Raw genomic sequence first — 21,541 nt, forward strand, 5'->3', positions numbered from 1 at the left:
AAAATGATTGCTCAAGAGTGCCGGCCAGAGGACTTGAACCCCCAACCTACTGATTACAAGTCAGTTGCTCTACCAATTGAGCTAGGCCGGCATTACAAATATGGTGGAGGATGACGGGATCGAACCGCCGACCCCCTGCTTGTAAGGCAGGTGCTCTCCCAGCTGAGCTAATCCTCCGTTTACGCCTGGCGACGTCCTACTCTCACATGGGGACAGCCCCAAACTACCATCGGCGCTGAGAAGCTTAACTTCCGTGTTCGGGATGGGAACGGGTGTGACCTTCTCGCTATCGCCACCAGACTATTTTTTAAAGACAATATTTATTATATCGTCTTTTTAAATTTTTTCAAGAGAAATTTTTTATTCTCTCAAAACTAGATAATGTAGAAGAAGAATTCGAGTAATCAATTTGGTTAAGTCCTCGACCGATTAGTATTTGTCAGCTCCACGTGTCACCACGCTTCCACCTCAAACCTATCAACCTGATCATCTTTCAGGGGTCTTACTAGCTTGACGCTATGGGAAATCTCATCTCGAGGGGGGCTTCATGCTTAGATGCTTTCAGCACTTATCCCTTCCGCACATAGCTACCCAGCGATGCTCTTGGCAGAACAACTGGTACACCAGCGGTGCGTCCATCCCGGTCCTCTCGTACTAAGGACAGCTCCTCTCAAATTTCCTGCGCCCACGACGGATAGGGACCGAACTGTCTCACGACGTTCTGAACCCAGCTCGCGTACCGCTTTAATGGGCGAACAGCCCAACCCTTGGGACCGACTACAGCCCCAGGATGCGATGAGCCGACATCGAGGTGCCAAACCTCCCCGTCGATGTGGACTCTTGGGGGAGATAAGCCTGTTATCCCCGGGGTAGCTTTTATCCGTTGAGCGATGGCCCTTCCATGCGGAACCACCGGATCACTAAGCCCGACTTTCGTCCCTGCTCGACTTGTAGGTCTCGCAGTCAAGCTCCCTTATGCCTTTACACTCTTCGAATGATTTCCAACCATTCTGAGGGAACCTTTGGGCGCCTCCGTTACTTTTTAGGAGGCGACCGCCCCAGTCAAACTGCCCACCTGACACTGTCTCCCACCCCGATCAGGGGTGCGGGTTAGAATTTCAATACAGCCAGGGTAGTATCCCACCGATGCCTCCACCGAAGCTAGCGCTCCGGCTTCCAAGGCTCCTACCTATCCTGTACAAGCTGTACCGAAATTCAATATCAGGCTACAGTAAAGCTCCACGGGGTCTTTCCGTCCTGTCGCGGGTAACCTGCATCTTCACAGGTACTATAATTTCACCGAGTCTCTCGTTGAGACAGTGCCCAGATCGTTACGCCTTTCGTGCGGGTCGGAACTTACCCGACAAGGAATTTCGCTACCTTAGGACCGTTATAGTTACGGCCGCCGTTTACTGGGGCTTCAATTCAGAGCTTCGCTTGCGCTAACCCCTCCTCTTAACCTTCCAGCACCGGGCAGGCGTCAGCCCCTATACTTCGCCTTACGGCTTCGCAGAGACCTGTGTTTTTGCTAAACAGTCGCCTGGGCCTATTCACTGCGGCTCATCCGGGCTATTCACCCAAATGAGCACCCCTTCTCCCGAAGTTACGGGGTGATTTTGCCGAGTTCCTTAACGAGAGTTCTCTCGCTCACCTTAGGATTCTCTCCTCGCCTACCTGTGTCGGTTTGCGGTACGGGCACCTTTTCCCTCGCTAGAGGCTTTTCTTGGCAGTGTGGATTCAGGAACTTCGGTACTTTATTTCCCTCGCCGTCACAGCTCAGCCTTTATGCAAGCGGGATTTGCCTCGCTTGCAGCCTAACTGCTTGGACGCGCTATTCCAGCAGCGCGCTTACCCTATCCTCCTGCGTCCCCCCATTGCTCAAACGGTAAAGAGGTGGTACAGGAATATCAACCTGTTGTCCATCGCCTACGCTTTTCAGCCTCGGCTTAGGTCCCGACTAACCCTGAGCGGACGAGCCTTCCTCAGGAAACCTTAGGCATTCGGTGGATGGGATTCTCACCCATCTTTCGCTACTCATACCGGCATTCTCACTTCTAAGCGCTCCACCAGTCCTTACGGTCTAGCTTCAACGCCCTTAGAACGCTCTCCTACCACTGACATCGTAGATGTCAATCCACAGCTTCGGTGATACGTTTAGCCCCGGTACATTTTCGGCGCAGAGTCACTCGACCAGTGAGCTATTACGCACTCTTTAAATGGTGGCTGCTTCTAAGCCAACATCCTGGTTGTCTAAGCAACTCCACATCCTTTTCCACTTAACGTATACTTTGGGACCTTAGCTGGTGGTCTGGGCTGTTTCCCTCTTGACTACGGATCTTATCACTCGCAGTCTGACTCCCATGGATAAGTCTTTGGCATTCGGAGTTTGTCTGAATTCGGTAACCCGATGAGGGCCCCTAGTCCAAACAGTGCTCTACCTCCAAGACTCTTACTACATGAGGCTAGCCCTAAAGCTATTTCGGAGAGAACCAGCTATCTCCAAGTTCGATTGGAATTTCTCCGCTACCCACACCTCATCCCCGCACTTTTCAACGTGCGTGGGTTCGGTCCTCCATCCAGTGTTACCTGGACTTCAACCTGGACATGGGTAGGTCACCTGGTTTCGGGTCTACGACCACATACTCATTCGCCCTATTCAGACTCGCTTTCGCTGCGGCTCCGTCTCTTCAACTTAACCTCGCATGTAATCGTAACTCGCCGGTTCATTCTACAAAAGGCACGCCATCACCCGTTAATGGGCTCTGACTACTTGTAGGCACACGGTTTCAGGATCTCTTTCACTCCCCTTCCGGGGTGCTTTTCACCTTTCCCTCACGGTACTGGTTCACTATCGGTCACTAGGGAGTATTTAGCCTTGGGAGATGGTCCTCCCTGCTTCCGACGGGATTTCACGTGTCCCGCCGTACTCAGGATCCACTCTGGAGGGAACGAAGTTTCAACTACAGGGCTTTTACCTTCTATGGCCGGCCTTTCCAGACCTGTTCATTTACCTCGTTCCTTTGTAACTCCGTGTAGAGTGTCCTACAACCCCAAGAGGCAAGCCTCTTGGTTTGGGCTAATCCCGTTTCGCTCGCCGCTACTCAGGGAATCGCGTTTGCTTTCTCTTCCTCCGGGTACTTAGATGTTTCAGTTCCCCGGGTCTGCCTTCAATACCCTATGTATTCAGGTAAAGATCCTATCCCATTACGGATAGGGGGTTCCCCCATTCGGAAATCTCCGGATCAAAGCTTACTTACAGCTCCCCGAAGCATATCGGTGTTAGTCCCGTCCTTCATCGGCTCCTAGTGCCTAGGCATTCACCGTGCGCCCTTTCTAACTTAACCTACTTCGGCCAACGATTAACGTTGTCCTCATGGTTTGTACTCTTACTCAATGAATAAATAAGAGAGAAAACTAAAATGGCGATTACTCGGTTATTCTTCTTCATTTCATTATCTAGTTTTCAAAGAACAAAAGTTTTGAGAGATTATTCTCTCAAAACTGAACGAACAAGAAACGTCTTATTTAAGAAGTATGAAATACTTCTATATATCCTTAGAAAGGAGGTGATCCAGCCGCACCTTCCGATACGGCTACCTTGTTACGACTTCACCCCAATCATCTGTCCCACCTTAGGCGGCTGGCTCCTTACGGTTACCCCACCGACTTCGGGTGTTACAAACTCTCGTGGTGTGACGGGCGGTGTGTACAAGGCCCGGGAACGTATTCACCGCGGCATGCTGATCCGCGATTACTAGCGATTCCGGCTTCATGCAGGCGAGTTGCAGCCTGCAATCCGAACTGAGAATGGTTTTATGGGATTCGCTTAACCTCGCGGTCTCGCAGCCCTTTGTACCATCCATTGTAGCACGTGTGTAGCCCAGGTCATAAGGGGCATGATGATTTGACGTCATCCCCACCTTCCTCCGGTTTGTCACCGGCAGTCACCTTAGAGTGCCCAACTGAATGCTGGCAACTAAGATCAAGGGTTGCGCTCGTTGCGGGACTTAACCCAACATCTCACGACACGAGCTGACGACAACCATGCACCACCTGTCACTCTGTCCCCCGAAGGGGAACGCCCTATCTCTAGGGTTGGCAGAGGATGTCAAGACCTGGTAAGGTTCTTCGCGTTGCTTCGAATTAAACCACATGCTCCACCGCTTGTGCGGGCCCCCGTCAATTCCTTTGAGTTTCAGCCTTGCGGCCGTACTCCCCAGGCGGAGTGCTTAATGCGTTAGCTGCAGCACTAAGGGGCGGAAACCCCCTAACACTTAGCACTCATCGTTTACGGCGTGGACTACCAGGGTATCTAATCCTGTTCGCTCCCCACGCTTTCGCGCCTCAGTGTCAGTTACAGACCAGAAAGTCGCCTTCGCCACTGGTGTTCCTCCACATCTCTACGCATTTCACCGCTACACGTGGAATTCCACTTTCCTCTTCTGCACTCAAGTTCCCCAGTTTCCAATGACCCTCCACGGTTGAGCCGTGGGCTTTCACATCAGACTTAAGGAACCACCTGCGCGCGCTTTACGCCCAATAATTCCGGACAACGCTTGCCACCTACGTATTACCGCGGCTGCTGGCACGTAGTTAGCCGTGGCTTTCTGGTTAGGTACCGTCAAGGTACCGCCCTATTCGAACGGTACTTGTTCTTCCCTAACAACAGAGTTTTACGATCCGAAAACCTTCATCACTCACGCGGCGTTGCTCCGTCAGACTTTCGTCCATTGCGGAAGATTCCCTACTGCTGCCTCCCGTAGGAGTCTGGGCCGTGTCTCAGTCCCAGTGTGGCCGATCACCCTCTCAGGTCGGCTACGCATCGTTGCCTTGGTGAGCCGTTACCTCACCAACTAGCTAATGCGCCGCGGGCCCATCTGTAAGTGATAGCCGAAGCCATCTTTCAGCTTTCCTACATGTGTAGAAAAGAATTATCCGGTATTAGCTCCGGTTTCCCGAAGTTATCCCAGTCTTACAGGCAGGTTGCCCACGTGTTACTCACCCGTCCGCCGCTAACTTGCGAGAGCAAGCTCTCACAAGTCCGCTCGACTTGCATGTATTAGGCACGCCGCCAGCGTTCGTCCTGAGCCAGGATCAAACTCTCCAATAAAGAGTAAGATTAGCTCTTAAAAATGTCTTATAAAAAGACTTAGAATTAACGTTGACGTTTTTGTTCGTTCAGTTTTCAAAGAACAATGTTTTTCTTGTTTATCGCTCAGAAGCGACTTTATTAATTTACCACATTACCTCATTACTAGTCAATAACTTTTTTTGAAAATCTTTTTCCGTATTTAAGTTATTTCCTGAGGACGAGTTCTAATATAACATGCAGAAAAAATGTTTGCAATATAATTTTTATTTTTTTCTTTATAATTTCTTCCTATTCCCTACTATAGTTTTTATTAGTTAATGATGTCATTTGGGATTATAAGTAATAAAGAATTTTATTTTGAAAAGATTTAGCATTAAAGTATCTTAATACACTTCCTAACAATAGTATAAAATTGCTTCAATTTAAAAAAAAACACCATTTTCCTTCAAATAAAGAAATTACACTATTATACTCCCCTAGGTCCTCATGATACATTACATGTGTATAAAAGAAGAGTTACTTCAAGGGATTTTTCAATAATTGCTCCCTCTGAACTTTCTTAAAGGGCTACAGGATGATCATTTAGCTATATAAAATTCAATATGTGATAAGAAATTAAGATTTCTAGAATAAACCATACATATTGCTATTTTTATTTCACATCCACAAACTTATTAACAAAATAAATATTAAAACGAAAGTAATCCACTGACTTTTCCACAAGTTGTGGATAAATTTGTACACTTTACCCACAGTTACTGCGAGAAATCCAAAGTTATACACAGCCCTAAATTGAAAATAACTAAAAATAATAAGGAATAGTACCCTTATTTAATTCATACTATCTATTAACACTAGCTTTTGGAGAAAGGTGTGAATCTTACTGGAAACAGCTGCACTATATCTATCAGTATTTATGGCAGTATACCTATTCTCTTATGCATACGTAGAAGGTATAAAAATAGCAAATTCTGAAGGGAAAATATATGGAGGCACTTTCATATTTTCAGTAACATCTGGTTTTATTTTCTCAGGATTGACTTATGTATTTATCTAAAAGAAAAGGAATCCCCTTAACTTTAGAGGATTCCTTAAAAATTGTCTTTAATAATGGCAGATATGGCTGCATCAACAAATTTTCCTTTTTCAAAAAACCTTTTCTTTAATAACCCTTCATAGACAAATCCATTTTTCTCAAGAACTCTGCCAGAGGAAATATTCTTTGGATCATAAAATGCTTCAATTCTATTTAACTTCATTTCATTAAATCCGTATTGAATAACTGCACCAATCACTTCAGTCATAATTCCTTGACCCCAATTGTCAGGATGAAGCTCATAACCAATCTCAGCCTTCCAATGTTCCTCTTCAATCGCATGAAATCCGCAAGTACCTATAAACAGACCTGTTTCTTTTAAAACGATTGCCCAACGAATTTGTTTTCTTTCATTGTATCTATTTAAAAGTCTTTCAATTAGATCAGAAGCTTGTTTTTCAGAAGTAAACGTGTCAAGATCATAGAACTTCGTCACTTCGTCCTTTGAAAAATAACTAAACATTCTAGGAGCATCACTCATTTGAAGCTTACGTAAAATAACTTTTTCTGTCTCCAATTCAGGAAACTCAACAAAAGTTTTTTCAAAGTGCATTATCTTCACTCCCTAATGATTCTCGTTAGTTTAAACGAGTTTGATCTGAAACTTTTCTTTTCTTCATTTCCTTCATCCTTACACTTCTTTCATCAAGTAAGAAAAGAGATACTCCAATGATGATAATCCCTCCTCCAAGAAGCTGTGTCCAAACTACTGATTCTTGTAATAAATAGTACGCGAGAACAGCCGCACCTACTGGTTCAAAAAGAATTGCCATAGAAATTGTAGAGGTACTTAACCATTTTAAAGACCAATTAAAAATGGTATGGCCCAATAATGTCGGGATGAGAGCAAGAAGGATAAAGTATACCCAGTCGCTCGTACCGTATGGAAGCAGCGGTTCCTGTTTTATCAATACATAAATAAATAGTGTAATGGTACTGATACTGTATACAACAAAAGTGTAAGTAATAAGAGATAATCTTTTTCTGACTGTCTGGCCGAACATCAAATATGCGGTTACTAACGCACAAGCGATCAAGGCTAAGATATCTCCAAATAAAGCTGAACCACTAATTTTAAAATCTCCCCAGCTAATTATGACACTTCCAAATACAGCAATAATTCCGCTTAAAATGGCTTTCCACGAAAACTTTTCTTTAAAGAAAAAATAAGTTCCAATAAAAGCAAAAAGTGGCTGCAGAGTTACTAGCACGGTTGAACTCGCTACAGATGTGTAATTTAGTGACTCAAACCAAAGAATAAAGTGAAAGGCAAGAAATACACCAGCAATAGTTGAAAAGAGCCAATCCCTTTTAGTAATAAGTCGAAGCTCCGGAACATACTTTATTAGAAATATAGGTAACATAATTAAGACAGAAAAGAATAGCCTGTAAAATGCAATAACCCCTGATGGAGCCGTTGATACTTTAACAAGAATGGCAGATGTTGATACTGAAAAAACACCAATGGCCAAGGCTACATAAGGATTTATTTTTGTGTCTGACATGAATGTACTCTCCTTATTTTTTAGGTTAGGTTGTTTTAAGTTTTACCACATCTATATTACCTCCTATGGAGAGATAATTTCTATACTTTTTCAAAATTCTCCATAAAATTATAGGATATTATAGAAAAAATTACCATAAATACTTTCGCATAATGGAGAATGCATTCAGAATAGAGGTTGATTCAAAATGGAGCCGAACCAGCTCTTGTCCCTTTTCATCGAAAATATTATGAGGAGTGGGGATAGAATGAGCGAACTAGAATTAGAAATATTAATGAAACTCGGGATATCTGCTGTACTCGGTCTCGTAATAGGGATTGAACGTGAATTAAAAAGAAAACCGGTCGGGTTAAAAACAAGTCTCGTTATTTCTATTGTTAGCTGCCTTTTGACAATTGTATCGATAGAGTCAGCCTATATATTCCCTGGAAAAGAGGGAGTTAATATTCAAATGGATCCTCTCCGGTTAGCCGCACAAATTGTATCGGGCATTGGGTTTCTAGGAGCAGGCGTTATTTTAAGAAGGGGAAATGACAGCATATCCGGCCTTACGACAGCGGCATTAATATGGGGAGCTGCTGGAATAGGCATCGCTGTTGGGGCAGGCTTCTATCTCGAAGCAATGACAGGTGTTGCTCTGTTAATTATTAGCGTCGAGGTCATACCTTTTTTGATAGGACTTATTGGTCCAAAGCAATTAAGAGAGAAGGAATTTACCCTGCAGCTAAAAGTAACCAATAAGGAAAACATAGAAGAAATTCTTTCCGCCATAAAAAATTTAAAAATATCCATTAAACGTGTCCGAATCAAAGATTTAGAAGAAAAAAAGCATCTTGTTCAACTAAAAGTAACAATTAATAATAAGAAGAGCATTACTGATGTTTACTACAGCGTATCTGAACTAGAGGGAGTAAAAAGCGTAGATATTGAAAGCCTTTAGATACAGGCTTTTGATAAAGAAAACTCGCCGATTGGCGAGCCTTGGAAAGGCGAAGACAGAGGCGTAGTTACACTTATACATAATTCCTAAAATTGGCATCTACGTCGAATCATCTTCTGCGCTGGCAATTTATACTTTCTAAACGTGTTAGAAAAACTTGGTCTTCGTCAAGTCCTTTTTGGCGAAGGCCTTAGTTTTAATTATGCGATATTATGAGCAAAAATAATATTTTTACCACTCTTTCACTTGGGTACTTTATTACCTTTAAACCTTCTAATTAGCTTAAATAATTTCACTCTTGAAAAAAACTCCAATTGTAGCTATAATTTTTCATATATCCTACATGGGGGATTAGCTCAGCTGGGAGAGCGCTACGCTGGCAGCGTAGAGGTCAGGGGTTCGAGCCCCCTATTCTCCATTGGAAAAAGCCTTGTATATCAAGGCTTTTTTATTTTAAGTTTCCATTGCCCAAATTACAAAAAAAGAGACATGACAACTGTTTTTCCAGCACTTACTGATCCATCGCAGATTATTCCATACAGATCATTAACAAGTAAATCTTTTCTCACCACGTTAAGACTCTTCAACTATCTGATTTAAATATACTTATCTATAAATTTCCTTTCTAACTTTCCGATCACTTGTAGTAAATATCTCTAAAGTTATTCCAATTACAAAACCAATGGGTACGAGTATAATTATCATTAAACTTAATATCAAAGGTATACAAAAAGGAAATTCCAAGATACCACGAAGCTCGTTTAAAAGATTGATGAAGTTTGGTCCATGGGTGATGATGAAAAAGGATTTGATAAAATAAAAATTTCATTTGATGAAAAAATAAAAATTACTTCAATTAATCCCAAAAAAGTTGAAGATGTTTACAGGACTATAATAAATCATACATCTTAAGTTATTAACTATGCCTTTTTGGGCTTTTCTTATAGACACAAAACAGAACGAATATTCTTACTCTTGGAGGGAAGGACTATGGCGAGCTTTCAAAAAAGAGGAGATAATTTTTTTTTACTTGTAGTAAAAACAGGATATGACTCTAAGGGAAAAGGAATAAAAGTGGCAGTAAATAAGTTAGATACCCTCTTTTGCAAAAAAGTCACAAGCAAAATAACAATCTAGTATTCTGTTGACGAATTGTTGACGAACTTCGTCAGAAGCCTTCTGAAACCACCCTACTTAAAACGAACACTATCAGTAAATGTCCACCTAAGAATATTTGTTTCCATCTTGTGTAGTCATGTGCACTAAAAGCGTAGAGGTCAGGGGTTCGAGCCCCCTATACTCCATTAGAAGAAGCCTTGTAACCAAGGCTTTTATTTTTTTTTAAATATTTCTAATAAAAAGATTATGCACCGATTCTCCTGCTCTCAAGATTAATTATACAGACTCCCTTTCTGCATTTTCTTTAAAGCATTGATATCTACCTCATATTTACTTCCATACGTCCTTGCAAGCGGTACTTGTTCTTTCGGACCATAGAACAACACCTTAAAGTCATCCTGGATGTATTGTACAACAAAAAAATCATCAAACTGACTAAAGGTATTTTGATTAATAGAGATAAATCCACTATCCTGAGCTGTCGTTTTCACACTAATTCTTCTTCCGTTATTCAAGACATCAAACCCATGCTGATTGGTTTGTCTAGCCAGCTCTCCTCCCGTTTGAAGCACACAAAAAAATTCACCGAGTCTTCCAATTAAATGTCTTAATTCCGTTGCCTTACAATTCAAAGTAGACATTTCAAATTTAAGAATATTGAAGTACTCCTCAAAGAGCTTTGCAACAAGTGTTTTGCTTATATAAGCAGGATTTACCTCATTATCTTGCTCTATATTTCTATGATTCTCAAAAAAATTAAACACACCGTTTGTCCATTCACCAACAATTCGCTCAGCTTCTTCTCCCTTTGGTTTATGATAAACAAAGCCAGTATATGGTGCATTCTCACCTATGTACTTATAGGTACTTCGATTAATATATAGAAAAAGATGCTTTGTGAAAGCAATCCCCTGATTGTAGCGATTATAGCAATAATCAGAAAGAATAATACTACTAGGATTTGTTCCATATTCCTTTAAGAGCAACTCCTTTACTTCACCTGCTGTAACAGCTTCTCCAATTCTTGCATTTAATATATGTTTAATTTGCTCATATATTGTCATACATTTCTCCTAACGTATTGATTCCAATAATCTACAATCCTATTATACAACTCATAAAAATTTCTCCAAGGAACTTTGTCAGAAAAGATCAAATACCCCTTTTTAAGAAACAAATTTTCCTCCCCCTTACATGACTTTTTCACTATATAAATTTCAGACTTTTGTATATGTTCTGATTATTATGAAAATGATATACTTTTCCTGTACAGATCATATAATAGGAGGTTGGTGTTTTGAGGAACCTAAAGAAGACTTTTATTGCTTTTACTACTTTTTTAACGGTGGCCGTTTCCTCAACAGCTTACGCAGATCAGCCGGGATTATCTGATTTTCCAGAACCGGTGGATCCGCAGTCCTGGGTCCTGCCACGGGACATGTCATGGAGTGATTACCGTCCAGTACCCGGAATTGACTGGAATACTTCAGAAATTACACCGGAAAGGGTTATTAAAGGTACATTGATCATTGTCGATTTCCCTGATCAAGAATTTATCTTAAGCCAGCCTGAGGGTTCTGAGATTGCCGGCAACCCTATCGGTACTGGAAATGTTCCGCGCGATCAGCTTGGTAAGTGGTGGGAAGATTTTCTCAACAAACCTTCAGCTTTGAATAACTATCGGACAGTAAATGAATATTGGAGAGAAAACTCCTTTGGTAAATGGAAAATTGAGCTTAAAGCTTTTGGTCCTTATCGGATGGATGGAAATGAATACGAGTATGGCCTTAATGAATTTGGACAGCAAGTGAACATGCCTCCAGGTTCCAAGGGTAGAAACCTAAGGTCTGAAGCCGTTGCGAAAGCAAAAGCTGACATTGAAGCTTCAGGGGAAAAATTTGACTTTAATTTTATTGTCCATGCAGGCTATGATGAATCAGGTGTTTGGCAAGAATTAGGCGAAATGATGTTCCAAGGTCCCGATCAAGTGACAGATGCCTTTGGACCGAAAATTCCAGGTATGCCTAACTCAGCAGTAACTCGTTACGTTCCATGGACTTCTTGGTATGCAGCGAAGAGTATTTGGTCAAGTGCTGGTGGCGGTACTTCCATTCAAGGGGAAAATGATGGTATGGGTACTTTCGCTCACGAATTTGGACATATCATGGCTCTTGCTGATAACTATAACAATCCATATGCGAAGCCAGTATCCAGAACTTACTCCGGTCCATGGGAATTAATGAGCCGTGGCAGCTTTAATGGTCCGGGTGGCCCGCACACTCGCTGGATGGTCCCATCCACACTAGGTGCTTCTGCTCCTGCACACCATATGCTGCGCAACAAAATCAAACAAGGCTTCTTAACACCGGATCAATATTTAAGCCTAGACCGTGATCAGCTTGCACAGACAGGCCCAGTCTTTACGGATATTCTTGCACGGGAGGTGCCAAACGGTAGCCAATTTGGACGAGAGGAGTTAGTTGGGATCAATATAAGCATGGTAGATAACACTCCGCCTAACTCACTAAACGATGATTGGCGTGCAGACATGCAGCGTGGTGCCAAGTGGTACAATAACTATACATTAGAAGTAGTAGACCGAGTTGGCTATGACTCCTTTGCTCCTGATTCCGGTGTTTTATTAGCGAAAACAAAGAACAGTGAAGCTTCACCAAACATCTGGGTCATTGATTCAAATAAAGAAGATATCAATCTCGTAGACTTCAAACGACCAGATGGCTCAACTGCCATGCTGTCCAAGGGAGACTACCAACAGCTTGCGGACGCCCTGTTTAAAGCTGGAACTGGCGAAGGCGTTGTCAGTGAGTATAAAGACGAGTATAACCGTCTTCATTTCTATATTTTAGATAAGAAATATGACGATATTGGTGCCCTTTCCTACCGTGTAGCGGTTCGTCATATGGATGGCTCAGGTCCATACGAACGTGGTGTCGCGGTTGAAAACGGGACATCCCAATTTGCTGCGCCAGGAAAAGTAGCCGTTTATCATTTCAATGTAAAAAATACCGGAACTGCAACTGACCTTGTACGACTTAATGTTAAAACAGATGCTGGCTGGGATGTTCAGCTGCAGCATAATGTCATTGAGGTAGAAGCTGGAAAAACAGCAAGTGTACCTGTGTACGTTAAGATTCCAAAAGGCAGCGATAAACAGCCTGTTCCAACCAACCTTACTTTAACAGTTACTTCTGAAACAGATTCTGGTAAGAGCGCCGACATGACTCGACGCATTGGGCCTGGTAACGGAAAATAAAGTGAATCTTCCATCAGTGGGGGTCTTACTGCCCGTTAATCTGCGATAAATAATTGAAAGGAGGAAGTGCTTAAGAGTACTTCCTCCTTTTATTTTTGAGAAACATCTATCACTTTTTTACATTTAACGATTGGCAGGTCGATAAAATTATGTTTGATTTTATGTAATTGGAGTTTGCTGCATCCTTTCGAAAATGGCCTAGTTTACATAATCGCTCTTTTCATTGGAAAGAAAATACACACTTTTCAGGATGCAATCATAATATAAAAGAAAAATATTCTGTGAATATTAGTGTGGAGAGATTTGAATGAGCGAAAACTTTAATATACGGGAACAGGCGATATTAGGACAAGTGGAAAAAATGATAGAGCATTCTATTGATAAACGCATAAATGATCTTTCAAACACTGTCAGTGCCAAACTAACAAACGAAAATGGCAATGCGAGTATAAAACAAAGTGGAAATGGCATTGTTTATGTGGACAACACTGGAATTGCTTATGCGTTTATCTTGTTTTACCAACATTTTATGAAAACAACGGAGAACAAAGATGATATGAATGGACTTTTGGAAAAACTTGAAAAATTGATTGAAGATAATAGAAGTACGTTTAAAGATTATATTTCGAACTTTAAAAAGGAATAAGATTTCTTTTTAAAAAGAGAAGCAGAAATAATCAAACGGAAAAATAAATTAGATTAATACTGTCATAAGGCATCGACAACAGGAAGTCCATAATAATTAAAAATGTACTTTTTTCCTAGGTATTCTATACTGACCAAAAATTAACTGTATTCATACTTTATATTATTCAAATTGAAAGGGGGGAGTTTTATATGAGTTATAAAGATATTGACCAGATTAGTGTCTTAATTGCTAAGCTGGAAGCTGAGTTGAATGCTATTCAGGATGTTAGACAGAAACTAGAAGCTGAGCTAGTAGCTGAACTTGAAGCTAAACTGGAAGCTGAGCAAAAAGCTGAACTTGAAGCTAAACAAGAGGCTGAAGTAGAAGCTAAACAAGAGGCTGAAGTAGAAGCTAAACAGGATTCTGAATCTGAGCAAAGAATTAAAATTGACATCGATGTAAGAAACGGAAACTCATCTATTGAAGATTAATATTAATTTACAACTTAGAAGAACAAAGTCATTAAAAATTTGTTCTTCTTAGTTTTTATATTGTTTAATTTTGTCGAATTCCCCCTAAGATAAGCAAGTTAAATTTTTTAACCTGCTCCTTAAGGGGAGCTTATCAATTATCTAAGCGTTTTTTGTCTTATAACGATATTAACCAAACCGATCCCAAATACAATAAAACTTATTTTCAATTGTTTTCAAGTAGTATGTCCTTTAATTTTTTGGTTGAATGTTCAGACAGAGTATAAATAGTATGTGTATCTTTTGCATTCATAATAGTGCCTACTGTTCCATCTGACCTTGTAAGCCATAGAAAATAAATTTCATCACCTATGTTAATCTTGTATTGAGGGTCTGCCACATCAACAATACCTGGCTGTTTATTTGCACCTTTAATTGCTTTTTTAATTGTTTTAATCACATCTTTATCAGATAAGACTATCTGTTTTGTTTCTTTATCCATCTTATAAATAGTGATTTCTTCTAAATTCTTTTCTTATACGGTAGAATTTGAGCTTCGTAAATTACCATTAGAACAAGCAACCAATAGTAGACAAATTAACAAAGTAATCAACTTAGGGACTAATTTTGTCATTCATAACACCCCTTACATATAGACGAAGAAAAAAGCATTTTGGCTTCAAATTTACCAATACCATCCATATAGTACCTCTTTATAATGAAAAAATTATTGCAAAAATCATTTTTTTAATGATAAAACCAGCAGCCTCAAAGTGAAGACTGCTGGTTTTAATGTTTTTATATATAATACTTTAAAAATCAACCGCTTTTTTACCCTCAACGATTGGCAGGTTGATAAAGCTTTGCCCTAGATGCACATTGAAAGTAGCTCCTGTTGTGGAAGGAATGAAGCGCTGATAAGAACTTCCCGTAATAATCACTCCGATGCGATGTCCTTTCTTAAAGACATAATCGTCAGGCAATGCTTGCCACTCGAATTTATAATTTTTACCTGGATTAAGTGGATCTGTTATTAACAGTGACTTCCAATTTTGCGGATCGAACCAGCCTCGAGTGACAATCTCATACGGTGCTGTATGAGTAGTTTTCGTTGTTTCTTTATAGCAGGCGTCATCTGTCTCGGAGCTTTCTCCCCAGCAGGTTTCATTTGTTAATGTCTGGATGCCCTCTCCTCTGCCTTCATGGTTGACCCGGGTATCTGTTCCATAATCTACGATTAGCACTGTTAAATTACTTTTCTCTTTATCTACTGTTGCTCGAAGCGAAATTTCTGGCGCACCACTAAAACGAACATCGTTGCTTAATGGTTCGGTTAGGAACACAAGACGATCATCTTTCACCATTGTTTCGTTTGTAACCATTTCTCTTTCGGTTTGCCGTGGATTATCCGTAAAGGTTTGGGTAAAGTTCCCTTTTACTGGACCTGTCGTCAATACTCCAGGTGAATCTTGATCTTCTCCAGGTGCAAAGCGAATTTTAAAGGTTTTTGCCTTTTGTTCCGGCCATGAGTCTTGAGTTTCCCATACATCTGCCGCTCTTTCAATATCAACTGCCGGTTCATCCATAATGCCATTTTGAATGCCTAAGAGCCAGTAATCAAACCAGCGGTGAAGTGTGTCTACCCACTCCGCCCTGCGGAAATCAAAAGGATCTACGTGCCCAGTTTGGGTCAGCCATAGTTTACGAGGAACTTTTTCCTTATTAAGAGCTTCCCACCAATCACCAAAATGGTTCATTTTTACGTTTAAATCATTTAAACCATGGATAGCAAATACACTTGCTTTTACATTTTTGACATCTTTCACATAATTTCTTTCATCCCAAAAATCATTATAGTCCCCTGTTGCGTCATCAGCTTCTCTATTTAACCGGTCGAATACTTGCTGACATGCTTCTTTGCGAGAACTGCTTACTACTCTGCTGGCTAACCCGCCAGGCCCATTATTATAGTAAGTAACCCCCGCATAACGATAGTAATTATACCAATTGCTGATCGCACCAATTGGAACGATTGTTTTTAACCCTTCTACTCCCGTAGCTGCAACACCGTTTGCTAAAGTGCCGTCGTATGATTTTCCAATCATGCCAACATTACCTGTCGACCAATCAGCACTTATCTGTTGATTATTTTTGTCCCATGCCTTAGCTCTTCCGTTAAGCCAATCAATAACAACCTTTATGCTCTCAATTTCCTCGTATCCGCCAGTAGTTGGACATCCATCTGATTGATTCGTACCGACCATTTCTGGTAATGCTACCGCGTACCCTCTTGGAACAAAATAATTATCATAGAAAAGAGGAAACTTCTCATTAACCCCATCCTTATCTTTGTCTTTCACTTCACTTTCATTTCCTCTTCCTAATCTTTCATAATAGGGACTGGCATCCATAATAACAGGAACTTTAAGCCCTTCATTTGATTCCTTCGGACGAATGATATCAACCGCAATCCGGTCAGGCTTACCATTATTGTCAGTGTCTAGGGTTGATTCTACAAAAACCGTTTCACGAATAGCGTCTTTGTATGAATACTTCGGCTGCGATTTTACTTCACCTAAAGAATTAACTGACTGTAACTCCTTTGGCTTAATTGTTTCCGCACTTGTAAGATTCAAAGATGATAGAGTTAAAGCAATGGTAGTTAAAAAAGTGGTTGCTAGAAAGTACTTTTTCTTTTTCATCAAAACCCTCCTCTCCCTATTAAAATCATTGTAGGTTATGGAGGGGTTTTCTATTAGAGTAATAATTACCAATTTTCTGATTTTATATCCTGTGAAAAAAGCCTTAATTTTCTACGTCCATTATTATCTTTTCCTCATAATAAAGTGAAACTTCCATCAGTGGGGGTTTTTCGACGCACAGGACGTGCTAGTGCCGACGTTGCCACAGGACGTGGCGTTCTTAGTCGGCTTCATCCCCCACTGATGGTTAGTTGAACCAATCACGCTCAAAACGCCACGTCCTGTGGCTTTCGCCTGACTAGGACATCGTGTCCGTCGTCGGGCCTTTACGGGCAGTTGATCCCCCACTTAGGTTTCTTTAATTCTCTCGCAACCTTGAAGTGGGGGTCTTACTGCCCGTTAATCTGCGATAAAAAAAGGACTGAATTTCTCAGCCCCTACCATCTATTTATTAAGCTCTTTGTAAGCAATTACTTTTAATGCCATGATTTCTTCTTCTGTTAATTTCCCTTGGATTTCTTGAAGAACCTCTTCTTTAGAAATAGATCCATTCTGTACCTGTACCCTAATATCATTAAGTTCAGAAATGCCGACTTTTTGAATTAACACTTTTGTTGCCTCTTCTTTTGTAGTAAACGGCAATTTACTGCTGTCAGCTGTTTCAGCCTCTTCAATAAATGATTTTAGTTCAGGATCGCTTTCAATTGTTTTCTTTATTTCTTCCAATTCTCCGCTGTTCTCAAGTTCTGCGGAAATAGTCTCCACTACCTTATCGGAAGCAATCTTAGTACCATAGTGATAAACGCCGTAACCAATGACACCAAGCAGAACGACAGTGATAATTAAAAATTTGATAATTTTCATCTTCTCTCACCCCTTAATTCTCAGGCTTCATTATACTACAAACTGAATGAAAAGATGAGATATTGTTATTTACCACTTATTAACCTTACTACTAATATTGGGAGCTCTTGTTTGATTTTCTAATAAGAGTGACAGATTTATCAAAGCCTAAATTATCTAGATTATTGAACTTGAAGTCGCTGGTAATAACCATGTTTTTTGATCCCATGAGAGGCCACATTAATCATATAAGAAATATAAAATATTACCAATGTAATATCATCCTGTCTTTTAGCTTTTTTCCTCAAAATCAATTGCTTTTTTTTCTTTGGTTTCATAATCACGATTTTTTGGTTTCATTAATTTTCTTATTAAATAAATTTCTAATAAAATAAATAAACTTAAAAACGCATTAGCAATTATATGATCTGCGATAGTTTTATACTCCCAAACGTGAGTAATATATGTGAAAATTGCATACACAAGATAAAGACCCCAAATAATAGCAAGTACTAAATATACATTTCTTTTCATTGGAACCTCCCGACTTTGGATATGATTTCATCATATCTCAGAAAAGGGATATTTTACTAATACTATTTTCTTTTTCTCTTTGAATTTTACTTTTTTTCATCAGCTTTATCTTTTCCCTTTTAATTTGAAAAACAGCTAATCATATTTCGGTTGCCAGTCTCCCAATAACATATATTTTTATGAGGTCCTGGGTTCATGCCTTCTGTTCTCCATTCAAAAAAACCTTTGATTAAATATCAAAGGTTCAGTGTGAAGAAAAAATATCATTGATTGCCTTTTCATGCTGATTGAATCTCAAAGTTTTTTTCTATTCCTATCTTTAGTCCAATAAAAAGCCTTGCTTTAAAGGATCGCGAGGATCTACAACAAATTGATGAAATCCAGTGATATATGCTTGACCTGATACCTTTGGAACAACTGCATTATATGCTCCTACCTTAGTAAGCGACAATACTTCACCAATAAACTGTCCATCTGTAATGCACTCGTGAACAAAGCTCTCACCCTCTTTTAAACGTCCATGCTCAACTAGTGTAGCAGCTCTGGCAGAGGTACCTGTACCACAAGGAGAACGGTCTACTTGCTCATCGGCAAAAATAGTAACATTCCTTAAGTCCGCTCCTTCTTTATTCGGCTCATCAGAAAAAATCACTCCATAGATTCCCTTTAATCCTGGTTCAAGCGGATGTTTAACCTCTATTTGGCTTTCAATACAATGTTTGATTTTGCTACCCCATGTTTGAATTTCACGTAAATCTTTAAAGTTTACCTTTAAATTCATTTCTTTACTGTCAACTACTGCGTAAAAAGCTCCTCCAAAAGCAATATCAACATTAAATTCAAAGCCATCCATTTTGATAGGAAAGTCTTTCTTATAAACGAAAGAAGGAACATTTTCAAAGGAAACAGATTCAACCTGGGTCCCACTATATTTCGCATAGGCGATAACCTCTCCAGCAGGACTATCAATAATAAATTTTTCTTTGCCATTCGAAAGATCGAACATCCCTGTCTCAATTCCAACTGTCATAACAGCAATAATCCCATGCCCGCACATCGTACTCCATCCTTCATTATGCATAAACAGCACACCGAAATCAGCATGCGGACTAGCTGGAGGTGTAATGATACAGCCGTACATTCCATGATGTCCACGCGGTTCATACATTAAAATTTCACGTAGATGATCCAAGTGCTCCATACAATAGGAACGTCTTTCCAATTGAGTACTTCCTTTTATTTCAGGAAAACCTCCAGTTATGACGCGTAAAGGTTCTCCTGCTACATGCAGATCAACGGTTGTAAACATTTTGCTAAAGTTCATATGATCTCCTCCGTATTAAATAATTTTCTATTTTCAAATAAAGTGAAACTTCCATCAGTGGGGGGTTCTTTCATCCCCCACTGATGGTTAGTTGAACCAATCGGGCCTTTACGGGCAGTTGATCCCCCACTTAGGTTTCTTTAATTCTCTCGCAACCTTGAAGTGGGGGTCTTACTGCCCGTTAATCTGCGATAAATTATTATACAAATCTTCTATTTATACCGGCTCTGTTCCTATTTAACTAGATTCAGAGCCGTTAACGTTTAAAAAAACTTATTTCCCTTCAATATATGTCCACTTATATGAAGCAAATACACCGAATGGATGTGAGATATAACCTTTAACATATGACTTCATAAGTCGGGCTTGGCCAGATTGGTACATTGGAGAAATGACAGCGTCCTCTTCAATTAGAATTCTTTCTGCCTCCTGCATATTTTCCCATCGCTTTGCAATATCGGCCGGATTTGTTTTAGCTTCCATTACGAGACGATCAAATTCTTCATTAGAATAATTTGACCAATTATACGATCCATTCGAAAGATAGAGATCAATAAATGTAATGGGATCTTGGAAATCTGGTCCCCACCCAGAATAAGTAAGGTCATATTGCATGCTTGATTCAAGCTCAAGCTTTTGCTTATTCGGCTGCTGATTAATCTTTATTGTAATGCCAGGCAAATTAGTCTCTAATTGATTCTTAAAGTATTCGCTGACTCGTTTTCTATCCTCGCTATCATAGCTCAAAAACTCTAACTCTATGCTATCAACACCAAGTTCTTCTAAACCCTTCTCCCAATATTCTTTTGCTTTCTCTACTCCTTCTTCGTTAAAACCTTGATATTTTGCACGGAAGTCTTTTCCGCTCTCATCAAAAGCAAATTCTTTAGGTACTAAGTAGTAAGCTGGGACGGATCCATTATTTAAGAGACTATCTGCTGCTGCTTTTTTATCCCAACCCATATCGATTGCTTTACGAATATTGACATTAGCCAAATATTTATTATTTTGATTCATACGGATAAAAAATACTTCAGGTTTAAGCAATGTACTGTATTCTGGAGAACTAGCATATTGGCTAATAAATTCAGAGGTGATTTCTGTTGCATCAATTTTGCCAGTATCATATAAATTAACTCTTGTAGCCGCTTCTTTTACGACCTTTACATTGATTGTATCTAGCTTAACTGTTTTTGCATCCCAGTAGCTTGGATTTTTCTTATATACCCAACCAACCTCATGCTCCCATGAATCAAGGACGAAAGGTCCGTTATACACAAGATTTTCTACTTCAAGCGCATATTTATCTCCTTGAGATTCAACAAATTCCTTATTTTGCGGGAAAAATACTGGATACGTAATAAGGCTTAAAAAGTAGGGTACTGGATGATCTAATTCCACTTGGAATGTATGATCATCAACAGACTTAATACCAAATTCCTCTACCTTTCCATACAAACTATTTTTAGAATCCTGTATAGCAGCAGCATTCTTTATATCATTAAAAAGATAAGAATAAGTTGATAGCGTTTCAGGGGTGATTGCCTTTTTCCATGCATATTCGAAATCCTTTGCTGTTACAGATGTTCCATTACTCCATTTCGCATCAGAACGAATATGAAAGGTATAGACCTTACCATCCTCACTAACTTCATAACTCTCTGCCATTCCTGGAACTGGTGCGTGTGACTCATCCAGCCTGTACAGGCCTTCAAAAATATTATTCATTGTTCTACTTGAGAGAGCATCAAATAGTCCAAGTGTATTAAGGGTCGGAATCTCTCCACCTTCAACAAGGTTTAATACTTGTTCAGTCGATTTTTCGCTTGAATTCTTATTCGAATTTTCATCTGAGGAAGTTTTTTTACTCTCTCCTCCATAACAGCCTGATAAAAAGGTACTAACAAGGAGCATCAAAACAATGACAATCGTACTTTTCATTTTCATAAAAATTCTCCCTCTATCTTTCTCTTTTTATTTATATTAGCGATTCACTAGAATAAGGCTTTATGAC

Annotated in this window: 15 protein-coding genes, 3 tRNA genes and 3 rRNA genes; 7 read left to right on the forward strand and 14 right to left on the reverse strand. The window is 40.0% G+C overall.

Annotated elements, in window-relative coordinates:
• Positions 1 to 18: 18 nt before the first annotated feature.
• From FSZ17_RS18455 to FSZ17_RS18490, 7 genes are all read right to left on the reverse strand, one after another.
• Positions 19 to 91: transfer RNA gene (locus FSZ17_RS18455), tRNA-Thr, on the reverse strand.
• A gap of 10 nt (positions 92 to 101) precedes the next feature.
• A tRNA-Val gene (locus FSZ17_RS18460) sits at positions 102 to 177 on the reverse strand.
• A gap of 6 nt (positions 178 to 183) precedes the next feature.
• Positions 184 to 300, reverse strand: a 5S ribosomal RNA gene (rrf, locus tag FSZ17_RS18465).
• 109 nt (positions 301 to 409) lie between these two features.
• A 23S ribosomal RNA gene (locus FSZ17_RS18470) occupies positions 410 to 3,344 on the reverse strand.
• A 215-nt stretch (positions 3,345 to 3,559) separates the two neighbouring features.
• Positions 3,560 to 5,110, reverse strand: a 16S ribosomal RNA gene (locus tag FSZ17_RS18475).
• Together the 16S, 23S and 5S rRNA genes with 2 tRNA genes alongside form the textbook arrangement of a ribosomal RNA operon.
• A 1,073-nt stretch (positions 5,111 to 6,183) precedes the next feature.
• Complete coding sequence (locus FSZ17_RS18485; RefSeq protein WP_057776960.1) at positions 6,184 to 6,741, reverse strand: GNAT family N-acetyltransferase; 558 nt, start codon at positions 6,739 to 6,741, stop codon at positions 6,184 to 6,186.
• Between the two features lie 25 nt (positions 6,742 to 6,766).
• A complete protein-coding gene (locus tag FSZ17_RS18490; RefSeq protein WP_057776959.1) occupies positions 6,767 to 7,693 on the reverse strand; it encodes a DMT family transporter in 927 nt (308 codons plus the stop codon).
• 247 nt (positions 7,694 to 7,940) lie between these two features.
• Here FSZ17_RS18490 and FSZ17_RS18495 point away from each other — a divergent pair, with 247 nt between their 5' ends.
• The 4 genes from FSZ17_RS18495 to FSZ17_RS23530 all read left to right on the forward strand — a co-directional run bounded on the left by FSZ17_RS18495 (position 7,941) and on the right by FSZ17_RS23530 (position 9,770).
• Positions 7,941 to 8,633 (forward strand): MgtC/SapB family protein, encoded by a 693-nt coding sequence (locus tag FSZ17_RS18495; protein WP_057776958.1) that lies wholly within the window; start codon positions 7,941 to 7,943, stop codon positions 8,631 to 8,633.
• A 345-nt stretch (positions 8,634 to 8,978) separates the two neighbouring features.
• Positions 8,979 to 9,051 (forward strand) — tRNA-Ala (locus tag FSZ17_RS18500).
• Between the two features lie 368 nt (positions 9,052 to 9,419).
• Positions 9,420 to 9,545, forward strand: coding sequence for a hypothetical protein (locus FSZ17_RS23970; RefSeq protein ID WP_267128890.1), 126 nt, complete (start codon positions 9,420 to 9,422; stop codon positions 9,543 to 9,545).
• A 78-nt stretch (positions 9,546 to 9,623) separates the two neighbouring features.
• On the forward strand, positions 9,624 to 9,770 hold the full coding sequence (locus tag FSZ17_RS23530) for a hypothetical protein (RefSeq protein ID WP_156416307.1): 147 nt from the start codon (positions 9,624 to 9,626) through the stop codon (positions 9,768 to 9,770).
• A 254-nt stretch (positions 9,771 to 10,024) separates the two neighbouring features.
• Here the strand turns inward: FSZ17_RS23530 and FSZ17_RS18505 are convergent, their stop codons facing one another.
• A complete protein-coding gene (locus FSZ17_RS18505; protein WP_057776957.1) occupies positions 10,025 to 10,816 on the reverse strand; it encodes a DUF7225 domain-containing protein in 792 nt (263 codons plus the stop codon).
• 233 nt (positions 10,817 to 11,049) lie between these two features.
• Here FSZ17_RS18505 and FSZ17_RS18510 point away from each other — a divergent pair, with 233 nt between their 5' ends.
• From FSZ17_RS18510 to FSZ17_RS23535, 3 genes are all read left to right on the forward strand, one after another.
• Complete coding sequence (locus FSZ17_RS18510; protein ID WP_057776956.1) at positions 11,050 to 13,026, forward strand: M6 family metalloprotease domain-containing protein; 1,977 nt, start codon at positions 11,050 to 11,052, stop codon at positions 13,024 to 13,026.
• Positions 13,027 to 13,333: 307 nt separating this feature from the next.
• Entirely contained in the window at positions 13,334 to 13,672 is a 339-nt protein-coding gene (locus FSZ17_RS18515) for a hypothetical protein (protein ID WP_057776955.1), read from the forward strand.
• A gap of 191 nt (positions 13,673 to 13,863) precedes the next feature.
• Entirely contained in the window at positions 13,864 to 14,145 is a 282-nt protein-coding gene (locus FSZ17_RS23535; RefSeq protein WP_057776954.1) for a hypothetical protein, read from the forward strand.
• 205 nt (positions 14,146 to 14,350) lie between these two features.
• On the opposite strand, the gene FSZ17_RS18520 is transcribed toward FSZ17_RS23535, so the two are convergent.
• The 6 genes from FSZ17_RS18520 to FSZ17_RS18545 all read right to left on the reverse strand — a co-directional run bounded on the left by FSZ17_RS18520 (position 14,351) and on the right by FSZ17_RS18545 (position 21,474).
• Positions 14,351 to 14,626, reverse strand: coding sequence for a YhfM domain-containing protein (locus FSZ17_RS18520; protein ID WP_057776953.1), 276 nt, complete (start codon positions 14,624 to 14,626; stop codon positions 14,351 to 14,353).
• A 310-nt stretch (positions 14,627 to 14,936) separates the two neighbouring features.
• Entirely contained in the window at positions 14,937 to 16,826 is a 1,890-nt protein-coding gene (locus FSZ17_RS18525; protein ID WP_057776952.1) for a Xaa-Pro dipeptidyl-peptidase, read from the reverse strand.
• Between the two features lie 444 nt (positions 16,827 to 17,270).
• The gene (locus FSZ17_RS18530) at positions 17,271 to 17,690 is read right to left on the reverse strand and encodes a hypothetical protein (RefSeq protein ID WP_057776699.1); all 420 of its coding nucleotides are present in this window, start codon (positions 17,688 to 17,690) and stop codon (positions 17,271 to 17,273) included.
• Positions 17,691 to 17,960: 270 nt separating this feature from the next.
• Complete coding sequence (locus tag FSZ17_RS18535) at positions 17,961 to 18,203, reverse strand: hypothetical protein (RefSeq protein WP_057776700.1); 243 nt, start codon at positions 18,201 to 18,203, stop codon at positions 17,961 to 17,963.
• 319 nt (positions 18,204 to 18,522) lie between these two features.
• Complete coding sequence (locus FSZ17_RS18540; RefSeq protein ID WP_057776701.1) at positions 18,523 to 19,527, reverse strand: proline racemase family protein; 1,005 nt, start codon at positions 19,525 to 19,527, stop codon at positions 18,523 to 18,525.
• 273 nt (positions 19,528 to 19,800) lie between these two features.
• Positions 19,801 to 21,474 carry a peptide ABC transporter substrate-binding protein gene (locus FSZ17_RS18545; protein ID WP_057776702.1) on the reverse strand — a complete coding sequence of 558 codons (1,674 nt, stop codon included), beginning with the start codon at positions 21,472 to 21,474 and terminating at the stop codon, positions 19,801 to 19,803.
• Positions 21,475 to 21,541 lie beyond the last annotated feature (67 nt).

Origin of the sequence: Cytobacillus dafuensis (assembly GCF_007995155.1) — a bacterium.
Lineage (GTDB): Bacteria > Bacillota > Bacilli > Bacillales > Cytobacillaceae > Cytobacillus > Cytobacillus dafuensis.